The 22,040-nt window shown below is 74.5% G+C and carries 27 protein-coding genes and 1 pseudogene; 14 read left to right on the top strand and 14 right to left on the bottom strand.

Annotated elements, in window-relative coordinates:
* The 4 genes and pseudogenes from ABD249_RS15880 to ABD249_RS15865 all read right to left on the bottom strand — a co-directional run.
* Nucleotides 1-187, bottom strand: a pseudogene (locus ABD249_RS15880) (hypothetical protein); the annotation flags it as partial.
* 131 nt (nucleotides 188-318) lie between these two features.
* Nucleotides 319-1,737 carry a hypothetical protein gene (locus ABD249_RS15875; protein ID WP_344345090.1) on the bottom strand — a complete coding sequence of 473 codons (1,419 nt, stop codon included), beginning with the start codon at nucleotides 1,735-1,737 and terminating at the stop codon, nucleotides 319-321.
* On the bottom strand, nucleotides 1,734-2,828 hold the full coding sequence (locus ABD249_RS15870) for an NAD-dependent epimerase/dehydratase family protein (protein ID WP_344345087.1): 1,095 nt from the start codon (nucleotides 2,826-2,828) through the stop codon (nucleotides 1,734-1,736). Before ABD249_RS15870 ends, ABD249_RS15875 begins: the two co-directional genes overlap by 4 nt.
* On the bottom strand, nucleotides 2,825-3,661 hold the full coding sequence (locus ABD249_RS15865; protein ID WP_344345084.1) for an MTAP family purine nucleoside phosphorylase: 837 nt from the start codon (nucleotides 3,659-3,661) through the stop codon (nucleotides 2,825-2,827). The genes ABD249_RS15870 and ABD249_RS15865 overlap by 4 nt, the downstream gene beginning before the upstream one ends.
* Nucleotides 3,662-3,867: 206 nt before the next feature.
* Between ABD249_RS15865 and ABD249_RS15860 the strand changes: the two genes are divergently transcribed.
* The 3 genes from ABD249_RS15860 to ABD249_RS15850 are packed head-to-tail and all read left to right on the top strand — an operon-like array spanning nucleotide 3,868 to nucleotide 5,635.
* Nucleotides 3,868-4,584 (top strand): cytochrome b/b6 domain-containing protein, encoded by a 717-nt coding sequence (locus ABD249_RS15860; RefSeq protein ID WP_344345081.1) that lies wholly within the window; start codon nucleotides 3,868-3,870, stop codon nucleotides 4,582-4,584.
* Nucleotides 4,581-5,189: a molybdopterin-dependent oxidoreductase gene (locus ABD249_RS15855; protein WP_344345078.1), complete on the top strand. Its 609-nt coding sequence runs from the start codon at nucleotides 4,581-4,583 to the stop codon at nucleotides 5,187-5,189. Before ABD249_RS15860 ends, ABD249_RS15855 begins: the two co-directional genes overlap by 4 nt.
* Nucleotides 5,186-5,635 carry a hypothetical protein gene (locus tag ABD249_RS15850; protein ID WP_344345075.1) on the top strand — a complete coding sequence of 150 codons (450 nt, stop codon included), beginning with the start codon at nucleotides 5,186-5,188 and terminating at the stop codon, nucleotides 5,633-5,635. The genes ABD249_RS15855 and ABD249_RS15850 overlap by 4 nt, the downstream gene beginning before the upstream one ends.
* On the opposite strand, the gene ABD249_RS15845 is transcribed toward ABD249_RS15850, so the two are convergent.
* From ABD249_RS15845 to ABD249_RS15830, 4 genes are all read right to left on the bottom strand, one after another.
* Entirely contained in the window at nucleotides 5,580-6,242 is a 663-nt protein-coding gene (locus ABD249_RS15845) for a class I SAM-dependent methyltransferase (protein WP_344345072.1), read from the bottom strand. The two genes, ABD249_RS15850 and ABD249_RS15845, sit on opposite strands and share 56 nt — an antisense overlap.
* A 10-nt stretch (nucleotides 6,243-6,252) precedes the next feature.
* Nucleotides 6,253-6,981: a TIGR04282 family arsenosugar biosynthesis glycosyltransferase gene (locus tag ABD249_RS15840; protein WP_344345069.1), complete on the bottom strand. Its 729-nt coding sequence runs from the start codon at nucleotides 6,979-6,981 to the stop codon at nucleotides 6,253-6,255.
* Nucleotides 6,978-7,655, bottom strand: a complete 678-nt coding sequence (locus ABD249_RS15835; protein ID WP_344345066.1) for a glycosyltransferase family 2 protein — start codon at nucleotides 7,653-7,655, stop codon at nucleotides 6,978-6,980. The genes ABD249_RS15840 and ABD249_RS15835 overlap by 4 nt, the downstream gene beginning before the upstream one ends.
* Before the next feature lie 201 nt (nucleotides 7,656-7,856).
* Nucleotides 7,857-9,572: a ribonuclease J gene (locus ABD249_RS15830; RefSeq protein ID WP_425546348.1), complete on the bottom strand. Its 1,716-nt coding sequence runs from the start codon at nucleotides 9,570-9,572 to the stop codon at nucleotides 7,857-7,859.
* 286 nt (nucleotides 9,573-9,858) lie between these two features.
* On the opposite strand from ABD249_RS15830, the gene ABD249_RS15825 reads away from it, so the two are divergent.
* On the top strand, nucleotides 9,859-10,041 hold the full coding sequence (locus ABD249_RS15825; protein WP_344345063.1) for a hypothetical protein: 183 nt from the start codon (nucleotides 9,859-9,861) through the stop codon (nucleotides 10,039-10,041).
* A gap of 88 nt (nucleotides 10,042-10,129) precedes the next feature.
* Here the strand turns inward: ABD249_RS15825 and ABD249_RS15820 are convergent, their stop codons facing one another.
* Nucleotides 10,130-11,449: an ArgE/DapE family deacylase gene (locus tag ABD249_RS15820; RefSeq protein WP_344345060.1), complete on the bottom strand. Its 1,320-nt coding sequence runs from the start codon at nucleotides 11,447-11,449 to the stop codon at nucleotides 10,130-10,132.
* Between the two features lie 74 nt (nucleotides 11,450-11,523).
* Between ABD249_RS15820 and ABD249_RS15815 the strand changes: the two genes are divergently transcribed.
* Nucleotides 11,524-12,420 carry a LysR family transcriptional regulator gene (locus ABD249_RS15815; RefSeq protein ID WP_344345057.1) on the top strand — a complete coding sequence of 299 codons (897 nt, stop codon included), beginning with the start codon at nucleotides 11,524-11,526 and terminating at the stop codon, nucleotides 12,418-12,420.
* A 46-nt stretch (nucleotides 12,421-12,466) separates the two neighbouring features.
* Here the strand turns inward: ABD249_RS15815 and ABD249_RS15810 are convergent, their stop codons facing one another.
* Both ABD249_RS15810 and ABD249_RS15805 read right to left on the bottom strand, forming a co-directional pair.
* On the bottom strand, nucleotides 12,467-13,408 hold the full coding sequence (locus tag ABD249_RS15810; RefSeq protein WP_344345055.1) for an SRPBCC family protein: 942 nt from the start codon (nucleotides 13,406-13,408) through the stop codon (nucleotides 12,467-12,469).
* Nucleotides 13,405-13,785: an ArsR/SmtB family transcription factor gene (locus tag ABD249_RS15805; RefSeq protein WP_344345052.1), complete on the bottom strand. Its 381-nt coding sequence runs from the start codon at nucleotides 13,783-13,785 to the stop codon at nucleotides 13,405-13,407. The genes ABD249_RS15810 and ABD249_RS15805 overlap by 4 nt, the downstream gene beginning before the upstream one ends.
* A gap of 108 nt (nucleotides 13,786-13,893) precedes the next feature.
* Here ABD249_RS15805 and ABD249_RS15800 point away from each other — a divergent pair, with 108 nt between their 5' ends.
* Complete coding sequence (locus ABD249_RS15800; RefSeq protein ID WP_344345049.1) at nucleotides 13,894-14,730, top strand: phosphatase PAP2 family protein; 837 nt, start codon at nucleotides 13,894-13,896, stop codon at nucleotides 14,728-14,730.
* Here the strand turns inward: ABD249_RS15800 and ABD249_RS15795 are convergent.
* Both ABD249_RS15795 and ABD249_RS15790 read right to left on the bottom strand, forming a co-directional pair.
* Nucleotides 14,720-15,226 (bottom strand): hypothetical protein, encoded by a 507-nt coding sequence (locus ABD249_RS15795; RefSeq protein ID WP_344345046.1) that lies wholly within the window; start codon nucleotides 15,224-15,226, stop codon nucleotides 14,720-14,722. The genes ABD249_RS15800 and ABD249_RS15795 overlap by 11 nt on opposite strands.
* A gap of 103 nt (nucleotides 15,227-15,329) precedes the next feature.
* Nucleotides 15,330-16,130, bottom strand: coding sequence for an AraC family transcriptional regulator (locus ABD249_RS15790; protein WP_344345043.1), 801 nt, complete (start codon nucleotides 16,128-16,130; stop codon nucleotides 15,330-15,332).
* A 49-nt stretch (nucleotides 16,131-16,179) separates the two neighbouring features.
* Here ABD249_RS15790 and ABD249_RS15785 point away from each other — a divergent pair, with 49 nt between their 5' ends.
* Together ABD249_RS15785 and ABD249_RS15780 are read left to right on the top strand one after the other, a co-directional pair.
* Nucleotides 16,180-16,602 carry a DUF2000 family protein gene (locus ABD249_RS15785; RefSeq protein ID WP_344345040.1) on the top strand — a complete coding sequence of 141 codons (423 nt, stop codon included), beginning with the start codon at nucleotides 16,180-16,182 and terminating at the stop codon, nucleotides 16,600-16,602.
* 102 nt (nucleotides 16,603-16,704) lie between these two features.
* Nucleotides 16,705-17,181 carry a hypothetical protein gene (locus ABD249_RS15780; protein ID WP_344345038.1) on the top strand — a complete coding sequence of 159 codons (477 nt, stop codon included), beginning with the start codon at nucleotides 16,705-16,707 and terminating at the stop codon, nucleotides 17,179-17,181.
* A 22-nt stretch (nucleotides 17,182-17,203) separates the two neighbouring features.
* Here the strand turns inward: ABD249_RS15780 and ABD249_RS15775 are convergent, their stop codons facing one another.
* Complete coding sequence (locus tag ABD249_RS15775) at nucleotides 17,204-17,689, bottom strand: hypothetical protein (protein WP_344345036.1); 486 nt, start codon at nucleotides 17,687-17,689, stop codon at nucleotides 17,204-17,206.
* Nucleotides 17,690-17,871: 182 nt separating this feature from the next.
* Between ABD249_RS15775 and ABD249_RS15770 the strand changes: the two genes are divergently transcribed.
* The 6 genes from ABD249_RS15770 to ABD249_RS15745 all read left to right on the top strand — a co-directional run bounded on the left by ABD249_RS15770 (nucleotide 17,872) and on the right by ABD249_RS15745 (nucleotide 22,026).
* Complete coding sequence (locus ABD249_RS15770; RefSeq protein WP_344345034.1) at nucleotides 17,872-18,699, top strand: DUF4397 domain-containing protein; 828 nt, start codon at nucleotides 17,872-17,874, stop codon at nucleotides 18,697-18,699.
* A gap of 80 nt (nucleotides 18,700-18,779) precedes the next feature.
* Nucleotides 18,780-19,478, top strand: a complete 699-nt coding sequence (locus ABD249_RS15765) for a class F sortase (RefSeq protein ID WP_344345032.1) — start codon at nucleotides 18,780-18,782, stop codon at nucleotides 19,476-19,478.
* Nucleotides 19,479-19,506: 28 nt separating this feature from the next.
* Nucleotides 19,507-20,088 carry an RNA polymerase sigma factor gene (locus ABD249_RS15760; protein ID WP_344345030.1) on the top strand — a complete coding sequence of 194 codons (582 nt, stop codon included), beginning with the start codon at nucleotides 19,507-19,509 and terminating at the stop codon, nucleotides 20,086-20,088.
* Nucleotides 20,069-20,899: an anti-sigma factor gene (locus ABD249_RS15755; RefSeq protein WP_344345028.1), complete on the top strand. Its 831-nt coding sequence runs from the start codon at nucleotides 20,069-20,071 to the stop codon at nucleotides 20,897-20,899. Before ABD249_RS15760 ends, ABD249_RS15755 begins: the two co-directional genes overlap by 20 nt.
* 70 nt (nucleotides 20,900-20,969) lie before the next feature.
* Nucleotides 20,970-21,233 (top strand): hypothetical protein, encoded by a 264-nt coding sequence (locus ABD249_RS15750; RefSeq protein ID WP_344345026.1) that lies wholly within the window; start codon nucleotides 20,970-20,972, stop codon nucleotides 21,231-21,233.
* A gap of 304 nt (nucleotides 21,234-21,537) precedes the next feature.
* Complete coding sequence (locus ABD249_RS15745) at nucleotides 21,538-22,026, top strand: FBP domain-containing protein (protein ID WP_344345024.1); 489 nt, start codon at nucleotides 21,538-21,540, stop codon at nucleotides 22,024-22,026.
* Nucleotides 22,027-22,040 lie beyond the last annotated feature (14 nt).

Below are 22,040 nucleotides of genomic sequence, written 5' to 3'. Positions count from 1 at the left end.
CCTGGTCGAGCGTGACCTGCGTGTCCACGCCACCGAGGTCGTCGATGACGGCCGTCGGGTCGGGCGTCTCGGACGAGGCGCTGGACTCCGCCGGCTCCTCGGCCGGCGTCGAGCAGGCGGCCATCGAGAGGGCGAGAGCGCCAGCGGCGAGGACGCCGATGGTGCTCTTGCCGAGCGTGCTGTTCATGATCTTCATTGCAAGTCCTTCCAGTGGCGGCGCTGGCCTCGGGGCGAGCACCGCGTCGTGCCCAAGGTTCGCAGCACCCCCGTCCGGCGGATGGGCCGGCCCTGTTCGCTCTCGCCGAACGGGCCGGATCGTCACCACTGGGAGAAGACGATGTGCTGCATGAGCAGCGCCGTGCCGAGCTGCACGGCGAACGTCGGCAGGCGCAGCCACCTCGGCAGCAGCGCCGTGCCGAGCAGCACCCACGGCACGAACGGCAGCCAGATGCGCTCGACCTCCGCCTTGCTCATCCCCGAGACGTCGGCGACGAGCACCATCGCGATGCCTGCGATGGCGAGGACGACGAGCACGCCCAGCGCGCCGCCGTCGCGGATCGCGCGCAGCCGCGACGCGGCGAGGGCGACCGCGGCGCCCGCCGCGGGCCCGGCGCTGAAGCCGAGCACGGCGAGGTTCGCCCACACCCAGTACGAGTAGGGCCGCTCGCTCGCGATGCCGGCGTAGTAGCGCTCGACGAGCACGGGATACGCCTCCCACCATGCGAAGCCGCCGACGGCGAACGCCGCGACCACCACGAGCGCGCCGCCGACCGCCCACGGCAGCGGCCGCCAGGCGCGTGCGGCGACGAGCACGCCGACGGCGAGGACGCCGAGCAGCAGCAGACCGTACGAGAGGAAGACGCACCAGCCGTAGAGCAGGCCGGATGCGACGCCGAGCGCGGCACCCGCCCACCAGCGCCGAGCCGTCGCTGCGGCGGCGAGCAGGCACGTCGCCCACGCGGCCACGGCGGCGAAGAGCGCATCGCCCGACACGGCCATCCAGATCGCAGCCGGTCCGGCGACGAGGAACGGGGCGGCGAGGCGCGCGTACCGCTCGGCGCCGAGGATGCGCAGCGTGAGCATGACGGCGACCGGGATGGAGGCTGCGAGCACCATGACGACGATGCCCGCCGCACCCCCGGTGCCGAGCCCGAGACGGACGAGCAGCACGAACGTGAGCAGGGCGCCCGGCGGATGCCCTGCGACGTGCACGGGCCATTGGCCCTCGGAGCCCGCGGGGATGCGCGACACGAACTCGCGCAGCGTCGCTCCGACGTCGTCGACCTGCCGCGCGGTCTGCAGGTACTCGATGTCGGACTCGAGGACGTCGGCGATGCCCGCCCAGCCGTCGACGAGGGCGAGGCACAGCATCCATGCGAACGCCGCGACGGCGCTCGCCACGAGCAGTCGCCGCCACGGCCACGTGCGCGCCACGCGCTCGCCGACGACGAGCAGCAGCAGCGCGGTGGCGATCGCGAACGGCGTGCCCGGGCCGGTGCGCGGCATCCACGTGGCATGGAGCGGCGGGTAGTTGCGCGAGCGCACCGTCCAGTCGAGCTCCTTCGGGAGCACGTGCGCGAGCACCATGAGCAGGATCGCGACGGCGATGCCGCCGATCGCGAGCGCCTCCGAGCGCCGGACCCACCGGATGCCGCGCCCGCGCGGTCGCGCGTCGTCGGGAGGCGACGCCTCCGGCGGCGATGCGCCCGCGGGCGTCGAGGGGGTGCTGGGCGTCATGCCCGCGATCCGTCCCGACCCGCCGGCGGTCGCTGCGGCGCGTGCGCGAACTCCTCCATGCCCTCGGCGAACCCGATGCGGGCGCGCCAGCCGAGCTCGTCGGCGGCGCGGCTCGACGAGGCGGTGACGTGACGCACGTCGCCGAGGCGGTAGTCGCCCGTCACGACGGGAGCGGGGCCGCCGAACGCGTCCGCGAGCGCCGTGGCCATCTCGCCGATGGTGTGCACCGTGCCGCTGCCGACGTTGAACGCGCGCGATGCGCCGACGGGCTGCTCGAACGTCCAGTCGGCTGCGGCGAGGTTCGCATCGGCGACGTCGCGCACGTGCACGAAGTCGCGGCGCTGGCCGCCGTCCTCGAACACCCTCGGCGCCTCGCCGCGCTCGAGCGACGAGCGGAAGATCGACGCGACGCCCGCGTACGGGGTGCCCATGGGCATGTGCGGCCCGTAGACGTTGTGGAAGCGCAGCGAGGCGGCCGAGCCGTCGCCGCCGCGCGCCCATGCCGCGGCGAGGTGCTCCTGCGCGAGCTTCGACGCCGCGTAGACGTTGCGGGGATCGCTCGGCGCCGACTCGTCGACGAGCAGCGGCTCCACGGGCTCGCCCGTGCGCGGCGACACCGGCTCGAAGCGGCCGGCCTCGAGGTCGGCGACGAGGCGCGGCGGCACGGCGAGGGGCCCCTCGGCGTCGCGGTACGCGCCCTCGCCGTACACGACCATCGACGACGCGAGCACGAGGCGGCGGACGCCCGCGACGCGCATGGCCTGCAGCAGCGTCGCGGTGCCGGTGACGTTGCTCGTCACGTAGTCGGCGGCGTCGGCGAAGTCGACCCCGAGGCCCACCTTCGCCGCGAGGTGGCAGACGACGTCGACGCCCTCGAGCGCGCCGGCGACCGCGTCCTCGTCGGCGAGGTCGGCGACGACCATCTCGAGCCCGTCCTGCGCGGGCACGCGCATCGTGCCGTCGCCGTGCACGTCGGCGCGCAGCGAGTCGAGCACGCGCACGCGCCAGCCCCGCGCGAGCGCCGCCTCCACGACGTGGCTGCCGATGAAGCCCGCACCGCCGGTGACGAGCACCGTCGTCGCGGCGCTCATGCCGTCGCCCTCGGCGCGAGGGCGAGCACGGCGTCGATGGCGTCGCGCGCGATGCCCGTCGACACGGCCACGTCGTCCGGGATCGCGGCGGCGATCGCCGCGATGGCGGCGACGATGCGCGGCTGCGCCCGGCTGAGACGCTCGAAGACCCGCGACGCATCGACGGCATCCTCGTCGACGTCGGCCGCCGCGACCCCGGCGTCGGTGTCGGTGACGAACGAGAGGTTCACGTAGCCGAGGCCGAGCTCGGCCGCGAGCGCCGACTCCGGGTACTGCGTCATGTTCACGATGTCGCCGCCGAGCGAGCGGAACCACTGCGACTCCGCGCGGGTCGAGAAGCGCGGGCCGTCGATGACGACGGTCGTCGCCGGGCTCACCGCCGTCTCGCCGATGCCCGCGAGCGCGTCGAGCGCGATGCGCACGAGGGACGGCGTGAACGGATCGGCGAAGGTCAGGTGCTCGACGACGCCCGCGCCGTAGAACGTGTCGCGACGCACGGCATCCGAGCCGCTGCGGATGCGCGTCTGGTCGATGAGCTGGTCGGGCACGACGAGGCTGCCCGGCGGCAGGTCGGGCCGCAGCCCGCCGACCGCCGTCGAGGACACGATGGCGCGCACCCCGAGGCTCGCGAGCGCCCACACGTTCGCCTTCGCCGGGATCTCGTGCGGCGCGACCGAGTGGCCGCTGCCATGCCTCGCGACGAACGCGACGGGCGTGCCCTCGAGCGTGCCGACGGTGATCGGCCCCGACGTGGGCCCGAACGGCGTCGCGACGTCGAGCTCGTCGCCCGCACCCTCCGCGAGCAGGCGCTGCAGCCCCGATCCACCGATCACGCCGATCCTCGGAACGATCCCCGTCGTGCTCACGCTGCCCACCTTCGTCGATGCCTCGATGCCGTCGCGCCCCAGTCTGCCGGTGCGCGCGGCGCCCGGTCACGCGCTTGCGCGCAGGCGCCCGATCCGCCGTCGACGAGGGTTCGCCGCGGACGCCACGCCGGATCGACGATCCGAATGGGCCCCGCGCGACGCATACTGCAGTGATGCGCATCGCCGACGAGAGGCCGCGCGTGCCCGCTGCGGCCACGCGAGCGATCGAGGCGCGCCTCGAGCAGGTCCGCGACGTGCTCGACTCGCCGGCGCGGACGACGCGCACCACCGTCGTCGTCGGTCGCCTCCTCGGCCTCGCGTTCGTCGTCTGCTTCGCGACCGGCCTGTACAGCCACGCGCTGCAGGATCCGCTGCCGTGGATGACGTTCCCGACGCGGCCGGTGCAGCTCTACCAGTGGACGCAGGGGCTGCACGTGATCGCGGGCACCGTCGCGATGCCGCTGCTGCTGGCGAAGCTGTGGGTCGTGTACCCGCGGCTGTTCTCCTGGCCGCCCGTGCGCTCGCCGCTGCACGCCCTCGAGCGCGTCTCGATCGCCGTGCTCGTGTCGACCTCCCTGGTGCAGGTCGCCATCGGCTTCCTCAACACGCTGCAGTGGTACCCGTGGGAGTTCTCGTTCCGCCGCGTGCACCTCGCGCTCGCCTGGATCGTCATCGGCTCGCTCGTCGTGCACATCGGCACGCACCTGCCGCAGATCGTCGAGCACTGGCGCGCGCGCCCCGCCGCGGACGAGCCGCCGTCGATCGCATCGGGCGCAGACGGGGCGCCGTCGCCCGCACGGGACGACGCCGAGGCGCCCACGCCCGCATCGGCCGCAGACGGGGCGCCGACGCCCGCAGCCGCCACCGAGCCGCGGCAGGAGCAGCCATGACGAGCGACGCGGATCGCAGCCGGCGCACCTTCCTCACGGGCGTGGGGATCGCGGCGCTCGCCGTCACCGCGGTGACGGCCGGGCAGACGATCGCCCCGCTCGCCCCCCTCGCCGCGTTCGCGCCGCGGCGTGCCGGAGCGGGCGAGCAGGGCGTGCCGATCAACCGCACGGCCGCGGAGGCCGGCGTGCTCGACCTCGCCACGGCATCCACCTGGGCGCTCGTCGTGCGCGGCGGGGGCTCGACCCTCGCCTTCACGCGCGACCAGCTGCTCGGCCGGTCGCAGACCGCCGCGACGCTCCCGATCGCATGCGTCGAGGGCTGGAGCACCGTCGCCGACTGGCGCGGCGTGCGCCTGCTCGAGCTCGTCGCCGCCACGGGGCAGCCGAACCGCGGCGTGCGCATCACGAGCCTGCAGCCGAACGGCAACTACCGCGTCACCGAGATGGGGCCGGAGTTCGTCGCCGACCCCACGACGCTCGTCGCGCTCGAGCTGAACGGCGAGGCGCTGTCGATGGACCACGGCTACCCCGCCCGCATCATCGCCCCCGGCAGGCCCGGCGTGCTGCAGACGAAGTGGCTCGCGCAGATCGACGTGCTCTCGTGAGGGCCGCGCGCATCGTGCTCGTCGTGCTCGGCGCGGCGGCGGCGATCTTCGGCATCGTGCTCGTGCTCGCCACGCAGCGCTTCGACCAGCTGCTGTCGCTCGCCGCCTGGCTGGCCGCCGCGATCGTCGTGCACGACGGCATCGTCGCACCGGCGACGACGCTCACGACCCGCGGGCTCGACCGGGTCGGCGGCCGCCTCACCGCACGCGCGCGCACCGTGATCCGGATGGCGTGGGGCGTCGGCGCCTGCCTGACCCTGCTCGCCGTGCCGCTCGTCGTCGCGCAGGCTCGCGGCGCACGCAACGACAGCGTGCTCGCCGGCGACTACGCTCGCGACCTCGCCCTGCTGTGGGGCGCGATCGCCGTCGTCACCGTGCTGGCGGCTGCGATCAGCCTCGGACGATCTCGACGAACGTCCGCCCGCGCAGCGTCCACTGACCGCTGACGTCGACGCCGGCCGCGCGGAGGGCGCCGACGAGGGCGTCGCAGCCCATCTCGGCCCACGGGAACGTCTCGCTGCGGCCGCCGTGCTGGTCGACGAGGACCGCGTCGAACTGCCGGCTGCGCCGACGTCGCGGGTGCGTCTCGATGACGACGACGCCGCCGACGCGCACGAGCGCGGTGGCGCGTCGCACGAGCGCCACGACGTCGCCGCCGATGCCGAGGTTGCCGTCGAGCAGCAGCGCCTGCCCCCATGCGCCCTCGTCGGGCAGCGGGTCGAAGAGCGACGCCTGCAGCACGGGCAGCCCGTCGCTGCGGGCCAGCTCGACCGCCGAGGACGACACGTCGATGCCGAGGGCGTGCCTGCCCGACGCGATCGCGGCGCGCACCATGCGCCCGGGACCGCATCCCAGGTCGATCACGGCGCCGTCGCCGCGCTCGAGGATCGCCAGGTCGACGTCGTCGGCGGAGGCCGTGAAGCGCGCGACGTCGATGAGGCTCGTCATGCCGGGGCGTGCGCCTGCGACCTCGCGCAGCTGCAGCATCGCCGAGCTTCCCGTGCTCAGCGCGCGCTCGTACGGCGCCTGACCACCCTCGCCGAAGTCGCTCACGCCATCCCCCTCATCGCACGCCGCTCGTTGCGTCGAGGTCGGGCGTGCGCCCGCTCGTCGGGCGTGGGGATGGTTCGTTCCCTGCCGACCCGCCGGATTGCCCCGAGCCGCCGATGCGCACGCCCGTCGCGCGCACGGCCGTTGCCGTGCGGCTGCTCGGGATGCGGGCGACGACGGCCGCGAGGGCATCGGCGTCGTCGACGTCCTGCAGCGACTCGAGGTCGCGCACGCCGAGCCCGGCCTCGACGAGTCGGGCGCGCTGCAGGGCGCCCGTGTCGTCACGCGACATGGGGACGCCGCGGATGAGGTCGCCGCGCGCGGGGACGTCGGCGAGCGCGAGCGTCCAGAAGCCGCCGTCGAGCGCAGGGCCGAACCAGGCGTCGACGCCCTCGGGCCACGCCTGCGCGATGGGCGCGAGCATCGCGGCGTCGAGCTGCGGCGTGTCCATGCCGACGAGCACCATGGGGCCCTCGACGGCGTCGAAGATCGCGCCGAGGCGCTCGTCGAGCCCACCGGCCACCTGCTGCACGACCTCGTAGCCCGCAGCCGAGTCGGGTGCGACGTCGCCGTCGAAGCAGAGGATGCGGCGCTGCACGGGCAGGCTCGCGAGAGCCGCGATCGTGTCGTCGAGGCTCGCGGCGGCGATCGTCGCGGCCTGCTCGAGCGAGAACGGCGGGTGCAGCCGCGTCTTCACCTTGCCGGGGATGCACTCCTTCGCGAGCACCACGAGCGTCGTCATGCGCGCACCTCCCCGACGCGGGCGATGACGCCGCGCATGTCGCGGATGGCCACGATGGTGCCGCGGGCGGTGCCCGTCACCTTGGAGCGACCGGTGCGCAGCAGGTAGCTCGCCTCGGTCTCCTCGACGCGCCAGCCCTCCTGCACCGCGCGCAGCAGCATCTCGAGCGGATAGCCGCTGCGGCGATCCTGCAGGTCGAGCGACAGCAGCATCTCGCGCCTCGCCGCGCGCATCGGCCCGAGGTCGTGCACCGGCAGGCCCGTCGCGCGGCGGATGATGCGGGCGAGCGCGAGGTTCGCGATGCGCGCGTGCGTCGGCCAGGCCGAGTAGCGCACGGGCCGCCTGCGGGCGAGCACGAGGTCGGCGCGGCCCTGCGCGACCGGGTCGATGACGCGGGTGAGCTCGGAGGTGTCGAACGAGCCGTCGGCGTCGCAGAACGCCACGATGTCCGCCGTCGCCGCGAGGAGCCCCGCATGCACCGCCGCGCCGAAGCCGCGCCGCGACTCGTGCACGACGAGCGCGCCGTGCGCCTCGGCGATCTCGGCCGAGCCGTCCGTCGAGCCGTTGTCGACGACGATCGCGCGCACGCCGGGAGGCAGGCTGCCGAGCACGCCGGGCAGCGCCCCCGCCTCGTCGAGGCAGGGCAGCACCACGTCCGCGATCGTCTCGTCCATGGTCAGACGATATGCGCGGATCCGGGTGGCGGATGACACCTTGCGTGCCGGCGCATCCTGGTCCATGGTCCGCGGGCGCCGTGCGCACGCCGGAGCGGAGGGTCGGAAGCGCATCGCGCACGACGTCCCGCTGCGACGCGGATCCGGCGTTCGGGCCGGGAGACGAGCGACGGCCGGGCCCGAGAGGGGCCCGGCCGCGTCTCACTCCTCGACGACGATCGTCGTGATGACGGGCTTGCGGCGCCTGCGGTCGAGCCAGCGGCCGAGGCTGCGGGTGATGACGCGCTCGAGGTCCTCGACGCTGCGCGTCGACGACTCGCCCTCGACGCGCAGGGCCTCCTCGATCGCGGCGCTCGCGCCCTTCTGCCAGCCGGCCTGGTCGACGAAGCCGCGCGTGAAGAACTCGATCGGGTCGCCGAGCCGCGCGGTGCGGAGGTCGGCGATGGCGAGCACCGTGATGGCACCCTCCTCGGCGAGCGCACGGCGGTCGATCATGGCGTCCTCGGCCGCGACGCCGACCGACGAGCCGTCGACGAAGATCTCGGCTGCGGGGACGCGGCCGCTGATGCTCGCGACGCCGCCGACGAGGTCGATCGAGACGCCGTCCTCGACGACGAAGACCTTGTCCTCCTCGATGCCCGTGCGCACGGCGATCGCGGCGTTCGCCGTGAGGTGACGCCACTCGCCGTGCACCGGCAGCACCGCGGTGGGCTGCAGGATGTTGTAGCAGTAGGCGAGCTCGCCGGCCGAGGCGTGACCCGAGACGTGCACCTTGGCGTTGCCCTTGTGCACGACGTTCGCACCCCAGCGCGTGAACGCGTTGATGATGCGGTAGATCGCGTTCTCGTTGCCGGGGATGAGGCTCGACGCGAGCAGCACGGTGTCGCCCTCGCCGATGTCGATGATGTGATCGCGGTTCGCCATGCGCGACAGCGCCGCCATCGGCTCGCCCTGGGATCCGGTGCAGATGAGCACCATGTCGGTCGGCGGCAGCTTCTCGAGCGTCTTCATGTCGACGACGAGTCCCTTGGGGATGGTGAGGTAGCCGAGCTCCGAGGCGATGCCCATGTTGCGCACCATCGAGCGGCCGACGAACGCGACCTTGCGTCCGTGGCGCTCGGCGGCGTCGAGCACCTGCTGGATGCGGTGCACGTGGCTCGCGAAGCTCGACACGACGATGCGGCGAGGAGCGGTGCGGAACACCTGGTCGATCGCCGGTGCGAGGTCCTCCTCCGACAGCATGAAGCCGGGCACGTCGGCGTTCGTCGAGTCGACGAGGAAGAGGTCGACGCCCTCGTCGCCGAGGCGGCCGAAGGCGGGCAGGTCGGTCGTGCGACCGTCGAGCGGGAACTGGTCCATCTTGAAGTCGCCCGTGTGCAGCACGAGGCCGGCCTCGGTGCGGATCGCGACCGCGAGGGCGTCGGGGATGGAGTGGTTCACGGCGACGAACTCGAGGTCGAACGGACCCGTCGTCATGCGGTCGCCCTCGGTGACGGTGCGCGTCACCGGGTTGATGCGGTGCTCCTGCAGCTTCGCGCCGATGAAGGCGAGCGTGAGGCGCGAGCCGATGATGGGGATGTCGGCCCGCTCCTTGAGGAGGTACGGGACGCCGCCGATGTGGTCCTCGTGGCCGTGCGTGAGCACGATGCCGACGACGTCCTTGAGACGTGACCGGATGGCCGAGAAGTCGGGCAGGATCACGTCGATGCCGGGCTGGTGCTCCTCGGGGAAGAGGACGCCGCAGTCGACGATGAGCAGCTTGCCCTTGTGCTCGAAGACGGTCATGTTGCGACCGATCTCGCCGAGGCCGCCGAGGGGCGTGATGCGCATGCCCTTCGGGTCGAGCCGCTTCGGGGTCGCGAGGTCGAGGTGGTGTCGTGCGGGTGCGTGTGCGGGTGCGTTGCGCCTGTTGGCCATGACTGCTCCGTGCGTGAGAGATGAGGGGAGAGTCCGGCCGCGCGATCTCTGGATGCGGGGCGTCGCGCACGGTCGTCCACGAACGGACGAAGGCCGGCGCACAGCGCTCTCTCCCTCCAGGGTAGCCGGGATCGGATGCTCGGGGTCCCGTGCGGCGCGCGGGCATGCGCGATCGCAGGGGAGATGCGCGTCCGTCGCCCGCTGCGAGCGGCCACGTCGGGTGTCAACGCCTCGCCGACGCCGAGGTGCGCGCGTAGCGTTCGAGGGACCGAGGGAAGGGGTCACCATGACCGACCACGACGACCAGCACGACGCCCGCGACGAGGAGGGCACCCCGAAGCAGGGCGGGCTCGGCGACGACTCGACGATCCCCGACGCGCCCGACGGCGTGGGCGTGGGACACACGGGCGAGCAGTCGACGTTCGAGCCCGAGGAGGACGAGGCGGCCCCTCCCGGCACCGAGGGCTGACCTGCCGCGGGCGACCGCGCGACCTCGCACCCCCGTCGGCATGGCCGGCGGGGGTGCCGTCGGCTCGGGCGGCTGCGATCCGGCCGGCTCAGCGCACGGACGCCCCGCACCGGCGTGCGGCGAGCACCGCGAGCGTGCGCGCGACGCGGATCGTCTCGGCGACGTCGACCCGCTCGGCGGGGCCGTGCGCGAGCCGCACGTCGCCGGGACCGTAGTGCAGGGTCGGGATGCCGCCGATGCCCGCGTAGAGCCGCAGGTCGCTGCCGTAGGGCGCGGCGCCCAGCGCGACCTCGCGGTGCTCGACGACGCCGATCGCCGTGCGCACCTCGTCGACGAGCGGGTGCGCGACGTCGAGGCGTCCGCTCGCGAACTGCCCGCCCGTCCATCGCACCTCGACGGGGTGGTCGCGCAGCCAGGCGTCGCTCGTGCTCGCGGCGGCGACCGCGTGCTCGAGCGCGGCGCGCGCATCCGCCGGCTCCTCATCCAGCTGCACGCCCAGCCGCCCCTCCGCGACGAGCAGGTCGGGCACGCTGCTCGACCAGTCGCCCGCGCGGACGGTGCCGATCGAGATCGGATAGGGCTGCGGGTTGCCGTCGAAGAGCACGTCCGCGCGGCGGTTGCGGCGGCGCTCGAGCGCGACGAGGGCTGCGTGGATGGGCAGGAACGCCTCGAACGCGCTCTGCCCGGCGAGGCGGCTGCTGCCATGCGTCGCGAGGCCGTGCACGCGCAGCTCGAACGTGAGCGCACCGGCGTTCGCCACGACGATGCGGCCGCTCGTCGGCTCGGTGATGACGGCGGCGTCGCCGCGATGGCCGCGCAGCATCGTCGCGAACGCGCCCAGCCCGCCGTCCTCCTCGCTCACGACCGCGTGGACCGCGAACGCCCGCTCGAGGCGCACGCCCGAGGTCGCGAGCGCGCGCGCGACCGCGAGGTTCACGGCGACGCCGGCCTTCATGTCGCACGCGCCACGGCCGTGGACCGCGCCGTCGTGGATGGCGCCGCTGAACGGGTCGCGGTCGCGCCAACGGTCGAGGTCGCCCGTGGGCACGACGTCGACGTGCCCCTGCAGCACGAGCGCCGGCGTGCCCTCGGGGCCGTAGGCGCCGACGACGCCGTAGCCCTCGAGCCGGGGTGCCTCGGTGCCGGGGTGGCCCGGATGCGCGGCGAGGGCGTCGAGGTCGAGTCGCCACGAGTCGACGGCGAACCCGAGCCCGGCCAGTCGCTGCGCCTGCCGGTGCTGCATGTCCGACTCCGCGTCGGTGCCCGTGATGCTCGGCATGCGCATGATGTCGACGAGATCGGCGACGAGCGCCTGCTCGTCGAGGGCGTCGAGGATGCGGGCCTCGGCGAGCGTCGTGCGGTGCGCGTCGGCGTCGGGGCGGGTGCTGGCAGCGATGATCTCGGTCACGATGCCGAACCTACGAGTCCCGCGTCGAAGAGGGAATGGCACAGTCTCGCCAGAACTCTCATACCCTGCATGTCATGATGCAACCGCAGCAGCTGCGCGTGCTCCAGGCCGTGCGGGACCACGGGTCGCTCACGCGCGCCGCGAGCGCGCTCGGCTACGGCGTGCCGACGATCGCGCACCACCTCGCGACGCTCGAGCGCACCCTCGAGGTGCGGCTCGTCGATCGCGACCGCCGCGGCGCGCGCCTCACGCCGCTCGGCGCCGTGCTCGCGGCCGAGGCCGACGAGATCCTCGCGCGCCTCGAGCAGGCCGAGCGGCTCGTGACGACGCAGCGCGACCTCGGGCTCGCGACGATCCGCGTCGGCACGTTCGCATCCATCGGCTCGCAGCTGCTGCCACGGGCCATCCGCGAGCTGCGGTCGCGGCGGCCCGTGCAGGTCGAGGTCGTGGAGGCGGAGCCGACGGAGGTCGTGGCTCGCCTGCACGCGGGCGACCTGCACGCGGGCCTCATCTACGACTCCGTCGACGAGCCGGCGTTCGCGACGCCCGACCTCGAGGCGACGCTGCTGCTCGAGGAGGACTACCGCGTGCTCGTCGTCGACGACGGATCGCAGGCCCACGACGAGCCGCTCGACCTGGCCGACCTCGCCGGCGTCGACTGGATCAGCAGTCGCGACGAGGACGAGACGTCGCACCGCGTGCTGCTGCGCGCCTGCCGCGCCGCCGGGTTCGAGCCGAGCATCCTCATGCGCACCGACGACCTCGGCATGATCCACGGCATCGTCGCCGAGGGCCTCGCCTGCACGATCGCGACGCCAGCGGCGCTCGACACCCGGTTCCCCGTCGTCGCCCGCGCGACCGTGCAGCACCTGGGCACGCGGCGCACGTCGTTCGTGCGGCGCACCGGCACCTCGCCCGCCGCGGTCGACGAGCTGCACCGCATCCTCGCCGGGGTGCTGCCCACCGCGTGACGATCGCGAGAGGGACCCGCGTGGCGCGGCGCCCCGGAGCGCACCGTCAGCGACTCGCCGTGTCTGCCGACCCAGCATTCCCGACGACCGCCGCGAGCTCGTCGAGCACGAACGTCCAGCCCTGGCGGTAGGAGGCGGCCGGCGCCTCGTCGGCCCACGGGCCGGAGTGCCGCACGATCACGCGCGTGCCGTCAGCCTCGGCTGCCAGCCGCACGTCGAAGGCCTCGTCGGCGCTCGTGCCGCCGGCGTCCGTCCACGTCCACGTCGCCGCGAGCCTCCCCTCCGCCTCGTCGACGACCAGGATCTCGCCCGTCAGCACGATGCCGGCGGCGGGCGCCATGATGCGGAGGTGCCCGCCGACGCGCAGGTCGGCCTCGATGGTCGTGTCCTCCCAGTGCCGCCACCACCAGGCTCGGAGCCCCTCGACCGTGGCGAAGGCCGCCCAGACGCGCTCGACGGGCGCGGCCACGACGCGCTCCACCTGCAGCACGCCGTCGGCCAGGCTCTGCCAGGTGCCGTGCTCGCGAAGCGCGAAGGGCGACGGCTCGAGCCCGGCGAGGTCGTCGGCGAGCGTGCCGAGATGCGCCTCCCACCCGGCGCCGTAGTCGGCGATCGGCTGCGGGGCGACGAGCTCGTGCCGCAGCCGCAGCACCGAGCCGTCGTCGCTCGGCTCGACCGTGACGTGGACGACGCTGTCGGGCTCGCCCTCCCACCGCCAGGCGATCGTGATGCTGCGCCCGGGCTCGCAGGCGAGCAGCGTGCAGTCGGCGCGATCACCCACGGCATCGCCGAGTCGCAGCCCGAAGGCGTCGCCGACCCCCGGGCGCACGTCGCCCTCGATCGTGCCGAGCCAGCGCGCGAGACGGTCGGGCTGCACGAGCGCGTCCCACACGGCGGCCGGCGACATGGGGACGCGACGCTCGACGTCGACGGTCGGGTGCTCGCGCGAGCCGGTGAGCGCGCGGACGACGCCCTCGGTGGTGGTCATGCGGATGCCTCCTCGGCGTCGGACGCGGAGCGACGGGATGCGGGTGCGGCGGGTGCGGATGCGCGTCGCCCGCGCGCGAGCTCGGTCTCGAGCGCGTCCAGCCGCTGCGGCCAGAGCGCCGCGTAGCGCTGGACCCATGCGGCGACGTCGTCGAACGCGCCGGGCGCGAGGCGGTAGATGCGGTGCGAGCCGTGCGCCTCGACCTCGACGACGCCGGCCTCGCGCAGCGCACGCAGCTGGTTCGACACCGCGGGCTGGGTGATGCCGAACGCGGGCTGCACGATGGCGCCGATCGCTCCGGCCGATCGCTCGCCGTCCGCGAGCACCTCGACGATGCGGCGTCGCACGGGATCGGCGAGGGTGGCGAACGACTGCATGCCCCGTGCATATCACGCACCGCTGATATGCGCCAGGCGCGCGCGGCGCAGCATGCAAGTCGGCGCATCCCCGTTGGCAGCGGCGCGAGGATGCAGCATCCTGAGCCGATGAGCGACGGATCCATCACCCGCCCGACCTCCGACGAGGCCGGTGTCACCGGGGAGCGCAGGCACGACACGAGCATCGGCACCGTCGACCTCACGCGCTGGCGCGGACCGCTCGGCGAGGCGACGGCCGAGGGTGCACGCACGGTCGCGCGCCGCTCGGGGCCCTACGCGGCGCTCGCGCTCGCGCTCGTCGTCGCCGTCGTGGTGCTCGTCGTCGCCGCCGCGATCGTCATCCTCATCTACGGGTCGATCACCACGAGCCGCGGCGTCGCCGGCGTCGACCGCCCGCTGCTCGACGACCTGCTCGGGCTGCGCTCCCCCGCGCTCGACGCGACCCTCACGGTCGTGACGCAGACCGCGGGCACGATCGGCATGCCGATCATCGCGCTCATCGCGATGACGACCCTCGCCCTGCGGCGCAGGTCGTGGACGCCCGTCGTCCTCATCGCCACGACGGGCGCGGTGTCCGTGCTCCTCACGATCGTCGGCAAGCGGTTCATCGATCGCGTGCGCCCGCCGCACTCCGACGCGGTGCCGCCGCTCGAGCTGTCGGAGTCGTTCCCGAGCGGGCACACCCTCAACGCGGTCGCGATCGTCGGCGTCATCGCCTACCTCGTCATGCTGCGCCGCACGAGCCAGCGCGCGCGGATCGCGATCGGCCTCGCAGCGCTCGCCTACGTCGTCGTCATCGGCTTCACGCGGGTCTTCCTCGGCCACCACTGGTTCACCGACGTGCTCGCGGGCTTCGTGCTGGGACTCGCGTGGCTCGCGCTCGTCATCACGGCGCACCGCTTCTATCTGACGGCGCGCACGAGGTCCGAGCCCGTCAGGGCGTGACGACCCAGGCGCCGTGCTCGAGCGTGTTCGCCGGCGGAGGCGCGAAGCGGAAGCCGTGCTGGCCGCGTCGTACGGGGATGCCCGCGGCGCCGGCCGCCTCCTCGACCTTCGTGGCGAAGGCCTGCCAGGGCACGAGCCCCTGCGGGAAGCCCGAGTGCTCGACGAGCGACGTGACGAGGATCTCGGAGCCGTCGGCGGTGGGTCGCACCGCGATCACGACGTCGCGCTTCGTGACGTAGTCGATGCCCCAGGTGCCGTCGCCCAGCGGCTTCGCCTTCCGCTTCGGCAGCGCCTCGACGAGCGCGGTGGCGCGCGCGGGGTCCGTGCCGAGCACGATGGATCGCCCGAACGCCTGCAGCATGTCGGGCACGGCGGTCACCCTCCGCTCCGCCGCGACCTCGCGCAGCCGACGACGGCCCCAGTACCGGAGCGCCGTCAGGGCGATGATGACGAGGAGGACGCCGATGGCGATGAGGCCGAGGAGGTTGCTGTCCATGAGGGGCTCCGTTCGATGACGCGAGGATGCGGCGAGGGGGCCTGTGCATCCTGCCGGTCGCGACGCGATGGCTCCATGGGCAGGTCTGCCCGTCGGGCGCCTCTCAGGCCCGCGTGGCCCGTGCGCCCGAGCCCGCGAAGCGGGCCGGCGTCGTGCCGAGCACCCGCCGGAAGTGCCGCGTGAGGTGCGCCTGGTCATGGAAGCCCGCGGCCGCCGCGACCTCGCCGGGCGGGTGGCCGCCGAGCAGGAGGCGCCGCGCCAGGTCGACGCGCCTGCCCGTGACGTAGCGGTGGGGAGGGATGCCGAACGCGGCCGAGAACGACCGCGACAGGTGCGCGGGATGCGCGCCGAGCAGCCGCCCCGCCTCGGCGAGCGGGACGCCGTCGACGAGCCGGTCCTCGAGCAGGTCTCGCAGTCGCAGGGCGAGCGCGGGGTCGCGCACGGAGGCGATGGCGGCACCCGGCGACGCCGCGAACCGCCCCGACAGCTCGACGAGCATCCCCTCGGCCGCGAGCTCGGCGCCCGGCGTCGCGAGCGCCCGGTGCAGCATCCGAGTCTCGGCGACGAGGTCGTCGCGGTCCGGTCGATCCACGACGGCGCCGGCGAGCGTGGCCGACAGCCACGACGCGTCGAGGTAGGCCACCCGCTTCCGGAAGCCGTCGGCCCTGGACGCGGCTCGCCCGTCGTGCGCGACGCCGGGCGGGAGCAGCGTCGCACGCGAGCGGTCGGCGATGCGTGCGCGTCCGCCGAGGTCGTACGAGACCGCACCCTCGTCGACGAGCATGAGCGCCCAGTCGGCGTGCGCGTGCGCGGGATACGCGTGGTCGGTCATGCGCGCATGGAGCACCTCGCGCACGCCCGGCACGCGGGGGCGCCACGCGCGCATCCATGTGTCGTGCGCCATGCGAGGAACGTACAAGACGGCCGACCCGCACGACGCCGACGATGGGGGCATGGTCGACGACTCCGTGCGCTTCCCCACCCGCATCGCCCTCGTGCTGCTGGACGCCCTCGAGCCCTGGCAGGCGGCGAACGTCGCGGCCTTCCTCGCGAGCGGCGTCGCATCCGACCCCGACCTGCTCGGCGAGCCGTACGTCGATGCCGACGGCGCCGCCTACCTCCCGATGCTCGGTCAGCCGATCACCGTGCTGCAGGGCGACGCCGACGCGCTGCGGCGCGTGCGGGAGCGGGCGGTCGCCCGAGCCATGCGCGTCGCCGTCTACGACCGGGGGATGTTCGCGACCGGGCACGACGCAGCGAATCGCGAGGTCGTCGCGGCCGCTGCCGGCGCGGAGCTCGACCTCGTGGGCGTCGCCGTGCACGGTGCGAGGAACCCGGTCGACCGCATGCTGAAGGGCGTGCCCAGGCATCGATGACGTCGGCGCAGCGCACGACGCTCGCCGTCGAGCGCCCTGCCAGCGTCCCGGAGCGCGCGCAAGGGCCCTGCGCGCTCGCACCGGGCGGGGGATGCTCGCACCATGCGATCCCGACGACCCTTCGCCGTGTACCTCCGCGACCACGAGCTCGGCGCCCACGCGGGCGTGCGCGCGTTCGAGCGTGCCGCGCGCAGCCACCGCAGCCGACCGTGGGGCTCGGACCTCGCGCAGCTCGCCGCCCAGGTGCGCGAGGATCTGCGCACCGAGCGGCGCATCCTCCGCAGCGCCCGCGTGCGCAGGCACCGCATCGCGCCGATCGGCGTCGCGATCGGCGAGCGCCTCGGCCGCCTCAAGGGCAACGGCGCCGTGCTGCGCCGCTCCCCCACGACCGACCTCGTCGAGCTCGAGGCGCTGCTGACCATGGTGCGCGCGAAACGAACCGGATGGCGGGCGCTGCAGGTCGCGGAGGCTGTCGACGGCATCGACCTCGAGACCCTCGTGCGCCGCGCCGAGGCGCAGGAGCGCCGCCTCGTGCGCGCGCACGAGCAGGCAGCGGCGCGGGCGATCGGGCGCCGCTGACGCCGCGCGACGCGCGGCACGCTCAGACCCCGACGACCGCGGCCAGCACGACGACGACGAGCACGAGCGCCACGGCGACGAGGTGCAGCACCGGCGGCGCGCCGGATTCGACGAAGCGAGCCCCTGCCGTCGGGGCGAGGCCGGCGAGCTCGACGCCAGTGACGCCCTGCGCCGACCATCGCAGCCGAACCCGAACGAGCCTCGTCGCCATCGCGCGCTCCGACGGCGACGGAGCGGAGGCGGCCGCGAGGATGCGCCGGCGATGGCGCCAGACCACGACCGGCGGCAGGCCGGTCCACGCACCGCACCAGGCGATCGCGGGTGCGAGGAGCGCGACGAACCCCGGGGCGTCGCCAGCCAGGACGGCCACGAGCACCGCGGCCGCCGCCGCGACGAGCGCGGCCGCCAGCGCGAGCCACGCCGCCGTCGCGATCGACGACCGGATCACGAGGCGCCGCGCGAGCGCCACGGAGGGGATCGCCCCATCGCCCGTCGCGTCGTGCTGCACGGCGGCAAGCGTAGGGCGACCGACCGCGGCACGGCGGGACTGCCTCCGGATCGACTCGCGAGACCGCGCGACACGCCCGGGATGGCGAGCGCCGCCTCCGCTGCAACCGATCCGCCCCTCTCCCCCGATATGGGGGTGAAGGTGGCGCGCGACGTGCGCCTCCCCAGAGACAGGAGACGCACATGAAGGGCAAGCTCGCGATCGGCGGAGCCGCCATCCTCGCCATGTCCGCGCTGGGCGCCGCGCCCGCGCTCGCCGCAGAGGGCGACGCGACGGTGTCGGTGCTGCACGCAGTTCCCGGCCTCACGGTCGACGTGTACGTGAACGGCGCCGAGACGGTGCCCGACTTCGTGCCCGGCACGCTCACGGACCCGCTCATGCTCGCGCCCGGCGCGTACGACATCCAGGTGTACGCCGACGGCGACGACCCTGCGACGGCGACGCCCGCGATCGAGGCCATGGACGTCCAGGTGCCCGCGAACGCGAACATCACGCTCGTCGCGCACCTCACGGCCGACGGCACGCCCACGCTGGGCGCGTTCGTCAACGACACCGAGCCCGTGGCCGCCGGTCAGGCTCGCCTGACGGTGCGACACCTCGCCGCGGCTCCCGCCGTCGACGTGCGCGCCGGTGGCACGCCCGTCGTCGAGGGCATCGTGAACCCGAACGAGGCCTCGCTCGAGACCGCAGCGGGCGCCGTGACGGCCGACGTGGTGCTCGCCGGCACCGAGGACGTCGTGATCGGCCCGGCCGACCTGAACCTCGCAGAGGGCACGAACACCATCGTGACCGCGTGGGGCAGCGCCGAGGACGGCACGCTCGCCCTCGCCGTGCAGACCGTGCAGGCGCACAGCGCACCCGCCGGCGTCCCCTCGGGACTCGGTGGCGCAGCGGATGACGCGACCGCCGGCGGCATCGCGGGCATCGTGCTCGCGATCGCCGGCCTCCTCGGCATCGCCGCCCTCGTGGCAGCGCGCCGACCGGCCGTCGCCACGGCGCAGCAGCGCTGACGCACGACCACCCGGGCTCCCGCGATCCCAGCGCGGGGGCCCGGGCTCCGCATGTCGCACGACGTCGAGAGGATGCACGCATGGCCAGGCAGGGACGACGCATCGCGGCGGTCGCCGCGGGCGCAGGAGCGCTCGTGCTCGCCGTCGTCGGCATCGTCGTCGGCGCGCAGGGCCTCTCGAATCCGCAGCCCATGCTCGACGCGGCGCCTCCCGTCGCACCGAGCGCGTCCGCCTCCCCCGCGCCGACGACGGCATCCCCCGCCCCCGCCACGCCCGCGGCACCCGTCGGTCGCTCCGATGCCGGCATCGGCGCGCAGCAGGCCGCCGCGGTCGACGCGCCCGTCTCGGTGCGCGTGCCCGACGTCGGCCTCGACCTCGTCGTCGTGCCCGTCGGCGTCCGCGACGACGGCCAGATGGACGTGCCCGAGCTCGTCTCCGAGGTCGGCTGGTACGAGTACGGCCCCGAGCCCGGCAGCGCCGCCGGATCGTCCGTGCTGTCCGGGCACGTCGACTCGAACATCGGCCCCGCGCCCATGGCGGCGCTCTTCGACGTCGAGCCCGGCGCGGTCGTCGAGGTGACGACGGCGAGCGGCGCCGTCCTCCAGTACCGCGTCGACACCGTCGAGCAGCTCGGCAAGGAGCGCCTGCCGCTCGACGACCTCTTCACGCGCGACGGGCCTCCCGTGCTGCGGCTCATCACGTGCGCAGGCGACTGGGATCCCGTGGCGGGAGCCTACGAGGACAACCTCGTGGCGACCGCCGTCCCCGTCGAGTCGTGATGGCTCGGCCGTGGGATACGGTGGCGCCGTGACGGCGCAGACGGCGACTGGGGAGGACGACGAGGCCATCGGTCTCGCGTTCGCGACCGAGTCGAGCGACGTCGGCCTGCGCCTCGCCTACGAGCGCTGGGGCGGGCTCGTGCTCGCGCTCGCATGCCGGGTCATGGACCGAGCGGATGCGGAGGACGTCGTGCAGCAGACCTTCGTCTCCGCGTGGCGCTCCCGCGATCGCTACGACCCGACCGCCGGCCCGCTCGGCGCATGGATCGTCGCGATCGCGCGCCGCCGCATCGCCGACCACTTCCGCTCGGCGGCCATCGCGCACGAGCGCGCCGTCGATCCGTCCGACGCCCTCGACCGTGCCGACGGCGCCCATGCGGACGACGTCCCGGAGCTCGTGGCGGGCAGCATCCTCGTCGAGGAGACCCTCGCGAGCATGGATGAGCCGCAACGCACGATCGTGCGACTCGCCGTGATCGAGGACCTCTCGGCATCCGCGATAGCCGACCGCCTCGAACTCCCCGTGGGGACCGTGAAGAGCCACCTGTCGCGCACGCTGCGTCGACTCCGAGACCGTTGGGAGGGAACCCATGCAGCACATCCCGCATGATGACCTCGCCTGGCGCGCGGCCTCGCGAGTCGACGGCGTCGGCCCGATCGACGAGCACCTGCGCGTCTGCCAGCAGTGCGCCGACGACCTCGCCGCGCTGCAGCGCACCGTGTCGCGCTTCCGCGTGGACTCCGTCGAGCCCGTCGTGCTCCCACCGGGGCTGTGGGATCGCATCGCGGCGGAGGTCGCGACCGTCGAGCCCGGCTCGCCCGCACCCGACGTGCCCGACCAGGTGCCCGCGGGCGACGCCGCGGGTCCGCAGGCGGCGAGGGCCGCGGATCCGGCGGACGCGTCGGGCGACGTCGTGACGGGCCGCATCGGTGGCGTGGACGGCGAGCGGACCCTCGTCCGCCCGCCGCGCCGCGGCCGTCGACGTCGCTTCTCGGGCCGCGCGCTGCTGGCCGCATGCGCCGTGACGGCGTTCGTCATCGCCGGAGGCGTCGGCATCGGCGTCTGGGCGTCGCAGCGTCCGCCGGCCGACACCGTGCTCGCGAGCGTGCCGCTCGAGCCGCTGACCGACGGCCTCGACGGCGCCTCGGCCGAGATCGTCGAGCGCGACGGCCATCGCGTGCTCGTCATCGACGCCGACGTACTGCCGACGGCCGAGGGCGGCTACCTCGACGTGTGGCTCATCGATCCCGACGTCGTCGGCATGGTCAACCTGGGCATCCTCGACGGCACCTCGGGCGAGTACGTGCTGCCCGACGACCTCGACCTCGACGAGTTCCCGATCGTCGACGTGTCGATCGAGCAGCTCGACGGCGACCCGACGCACAGCGGCGACAGCGTCTGGCGGGGCACGCTCGCGTAGCGGGAGGCGGTCGACGCGCGGTCTCGCAAGGGGCTCCACCGCGTCCGGCCGGCACGCCTAGCGTCGGCGCATGGATCTCGGATCGTACGCCGCATACCCGCTCCCGCCCGCCGTCCGCACCGCGTTCGGGGTGCACACCGCCCAGGAGCTCGCCGACGACCTCGGCGCGTCGGGCGCGCTGACCCCCGACGCCGTCCACGAGGCGGAGCGCGCCTTCCGCGCCCTCCGCACGGGCGACCCCTCGCTCGCCCGAGGCTTCCTCGTGGGCAGGGCGGGCCTGAGCGGCGACGACGCCGATGCCGCCATCGCGCGGTTCGCCGAGACGCAGGCGTAGCCTTCCGCTGCGCGCGGCGGCGACGGCTTCCCGCATCGCGCCGACGAGGCGTAGCGTGGAGGCATGCACGGTGCCAGCGCGACGCCCTCGGGGCGTGGGGAGGTCGTCGGCGGAGCATCCGCCGACCTCGGGTAGCCGCCCGATCGACCCGCCCAGGCGACGCCGGGCGGGGCGATCTCGCGACCGGCTGCGCGGCCGCATCCATCGGATGCCCCGCCGGCCGTGCCCTGGCACGCAGGATGCCATCGGCCCTGCTGCTCCCCACCCGTCCCGCGACCCGCGGGACCCGCGAACAGGAACCACCATGCATGCCCTCGACCAGGCGCGCCTTCGCGCCCTCTTCGTCAACGTCTCGCAGCGCGAGCGCGCCGCCATCCCGATGCCCGGCATCCCCGATCCCGACTGGGCGAACCTCGAGTACCTCGGCTGGCGCGACGCGAAGCGCCCGCGTGCCGGCTACCTCGTGGCCGAGGTCGACGGCGAGCCCGTCGGCATCGTGCTCGCGCAGGTCGAGCAGCCCCCGCGCGCGCGGCCGCAGTGCGCGTGGTGCGACGACGTGACGCTGCCGAACGACGTCGTCGGCTTCTCCGCGAGGCGCGCAGGCGCTGCGGGCAAGCGCGGCGACTCGGTGGGCACCCTCGCGTGCGCGCGCTTCGAGTGCTCGGTGAACGTCCGCAGGCAGCCGACGATCGCCTACGTCGGCTTCGACGTGCACGCGGCCGTCGAGCGGCGCATCCGGTCGCTCGCGGAGCACGTGGAGGCCTTCGCCCGCGCCGTGCGCGACGGGCGCTGACGGCGGGTCGGCCT

The organism is Agrococcus versicolor (assembly GCF_039531815.1).
GTDB lineage: Bacteria > Actinomycetota > Actinomycetes > Actinomycetales > Microbacteriaceae > Agrococcus > Agrococcus versicolor.
Note: the sequence above shows the minus strand (reverse complement) of the source record. Positions and strands in the feature narration are given on the sequence as shown.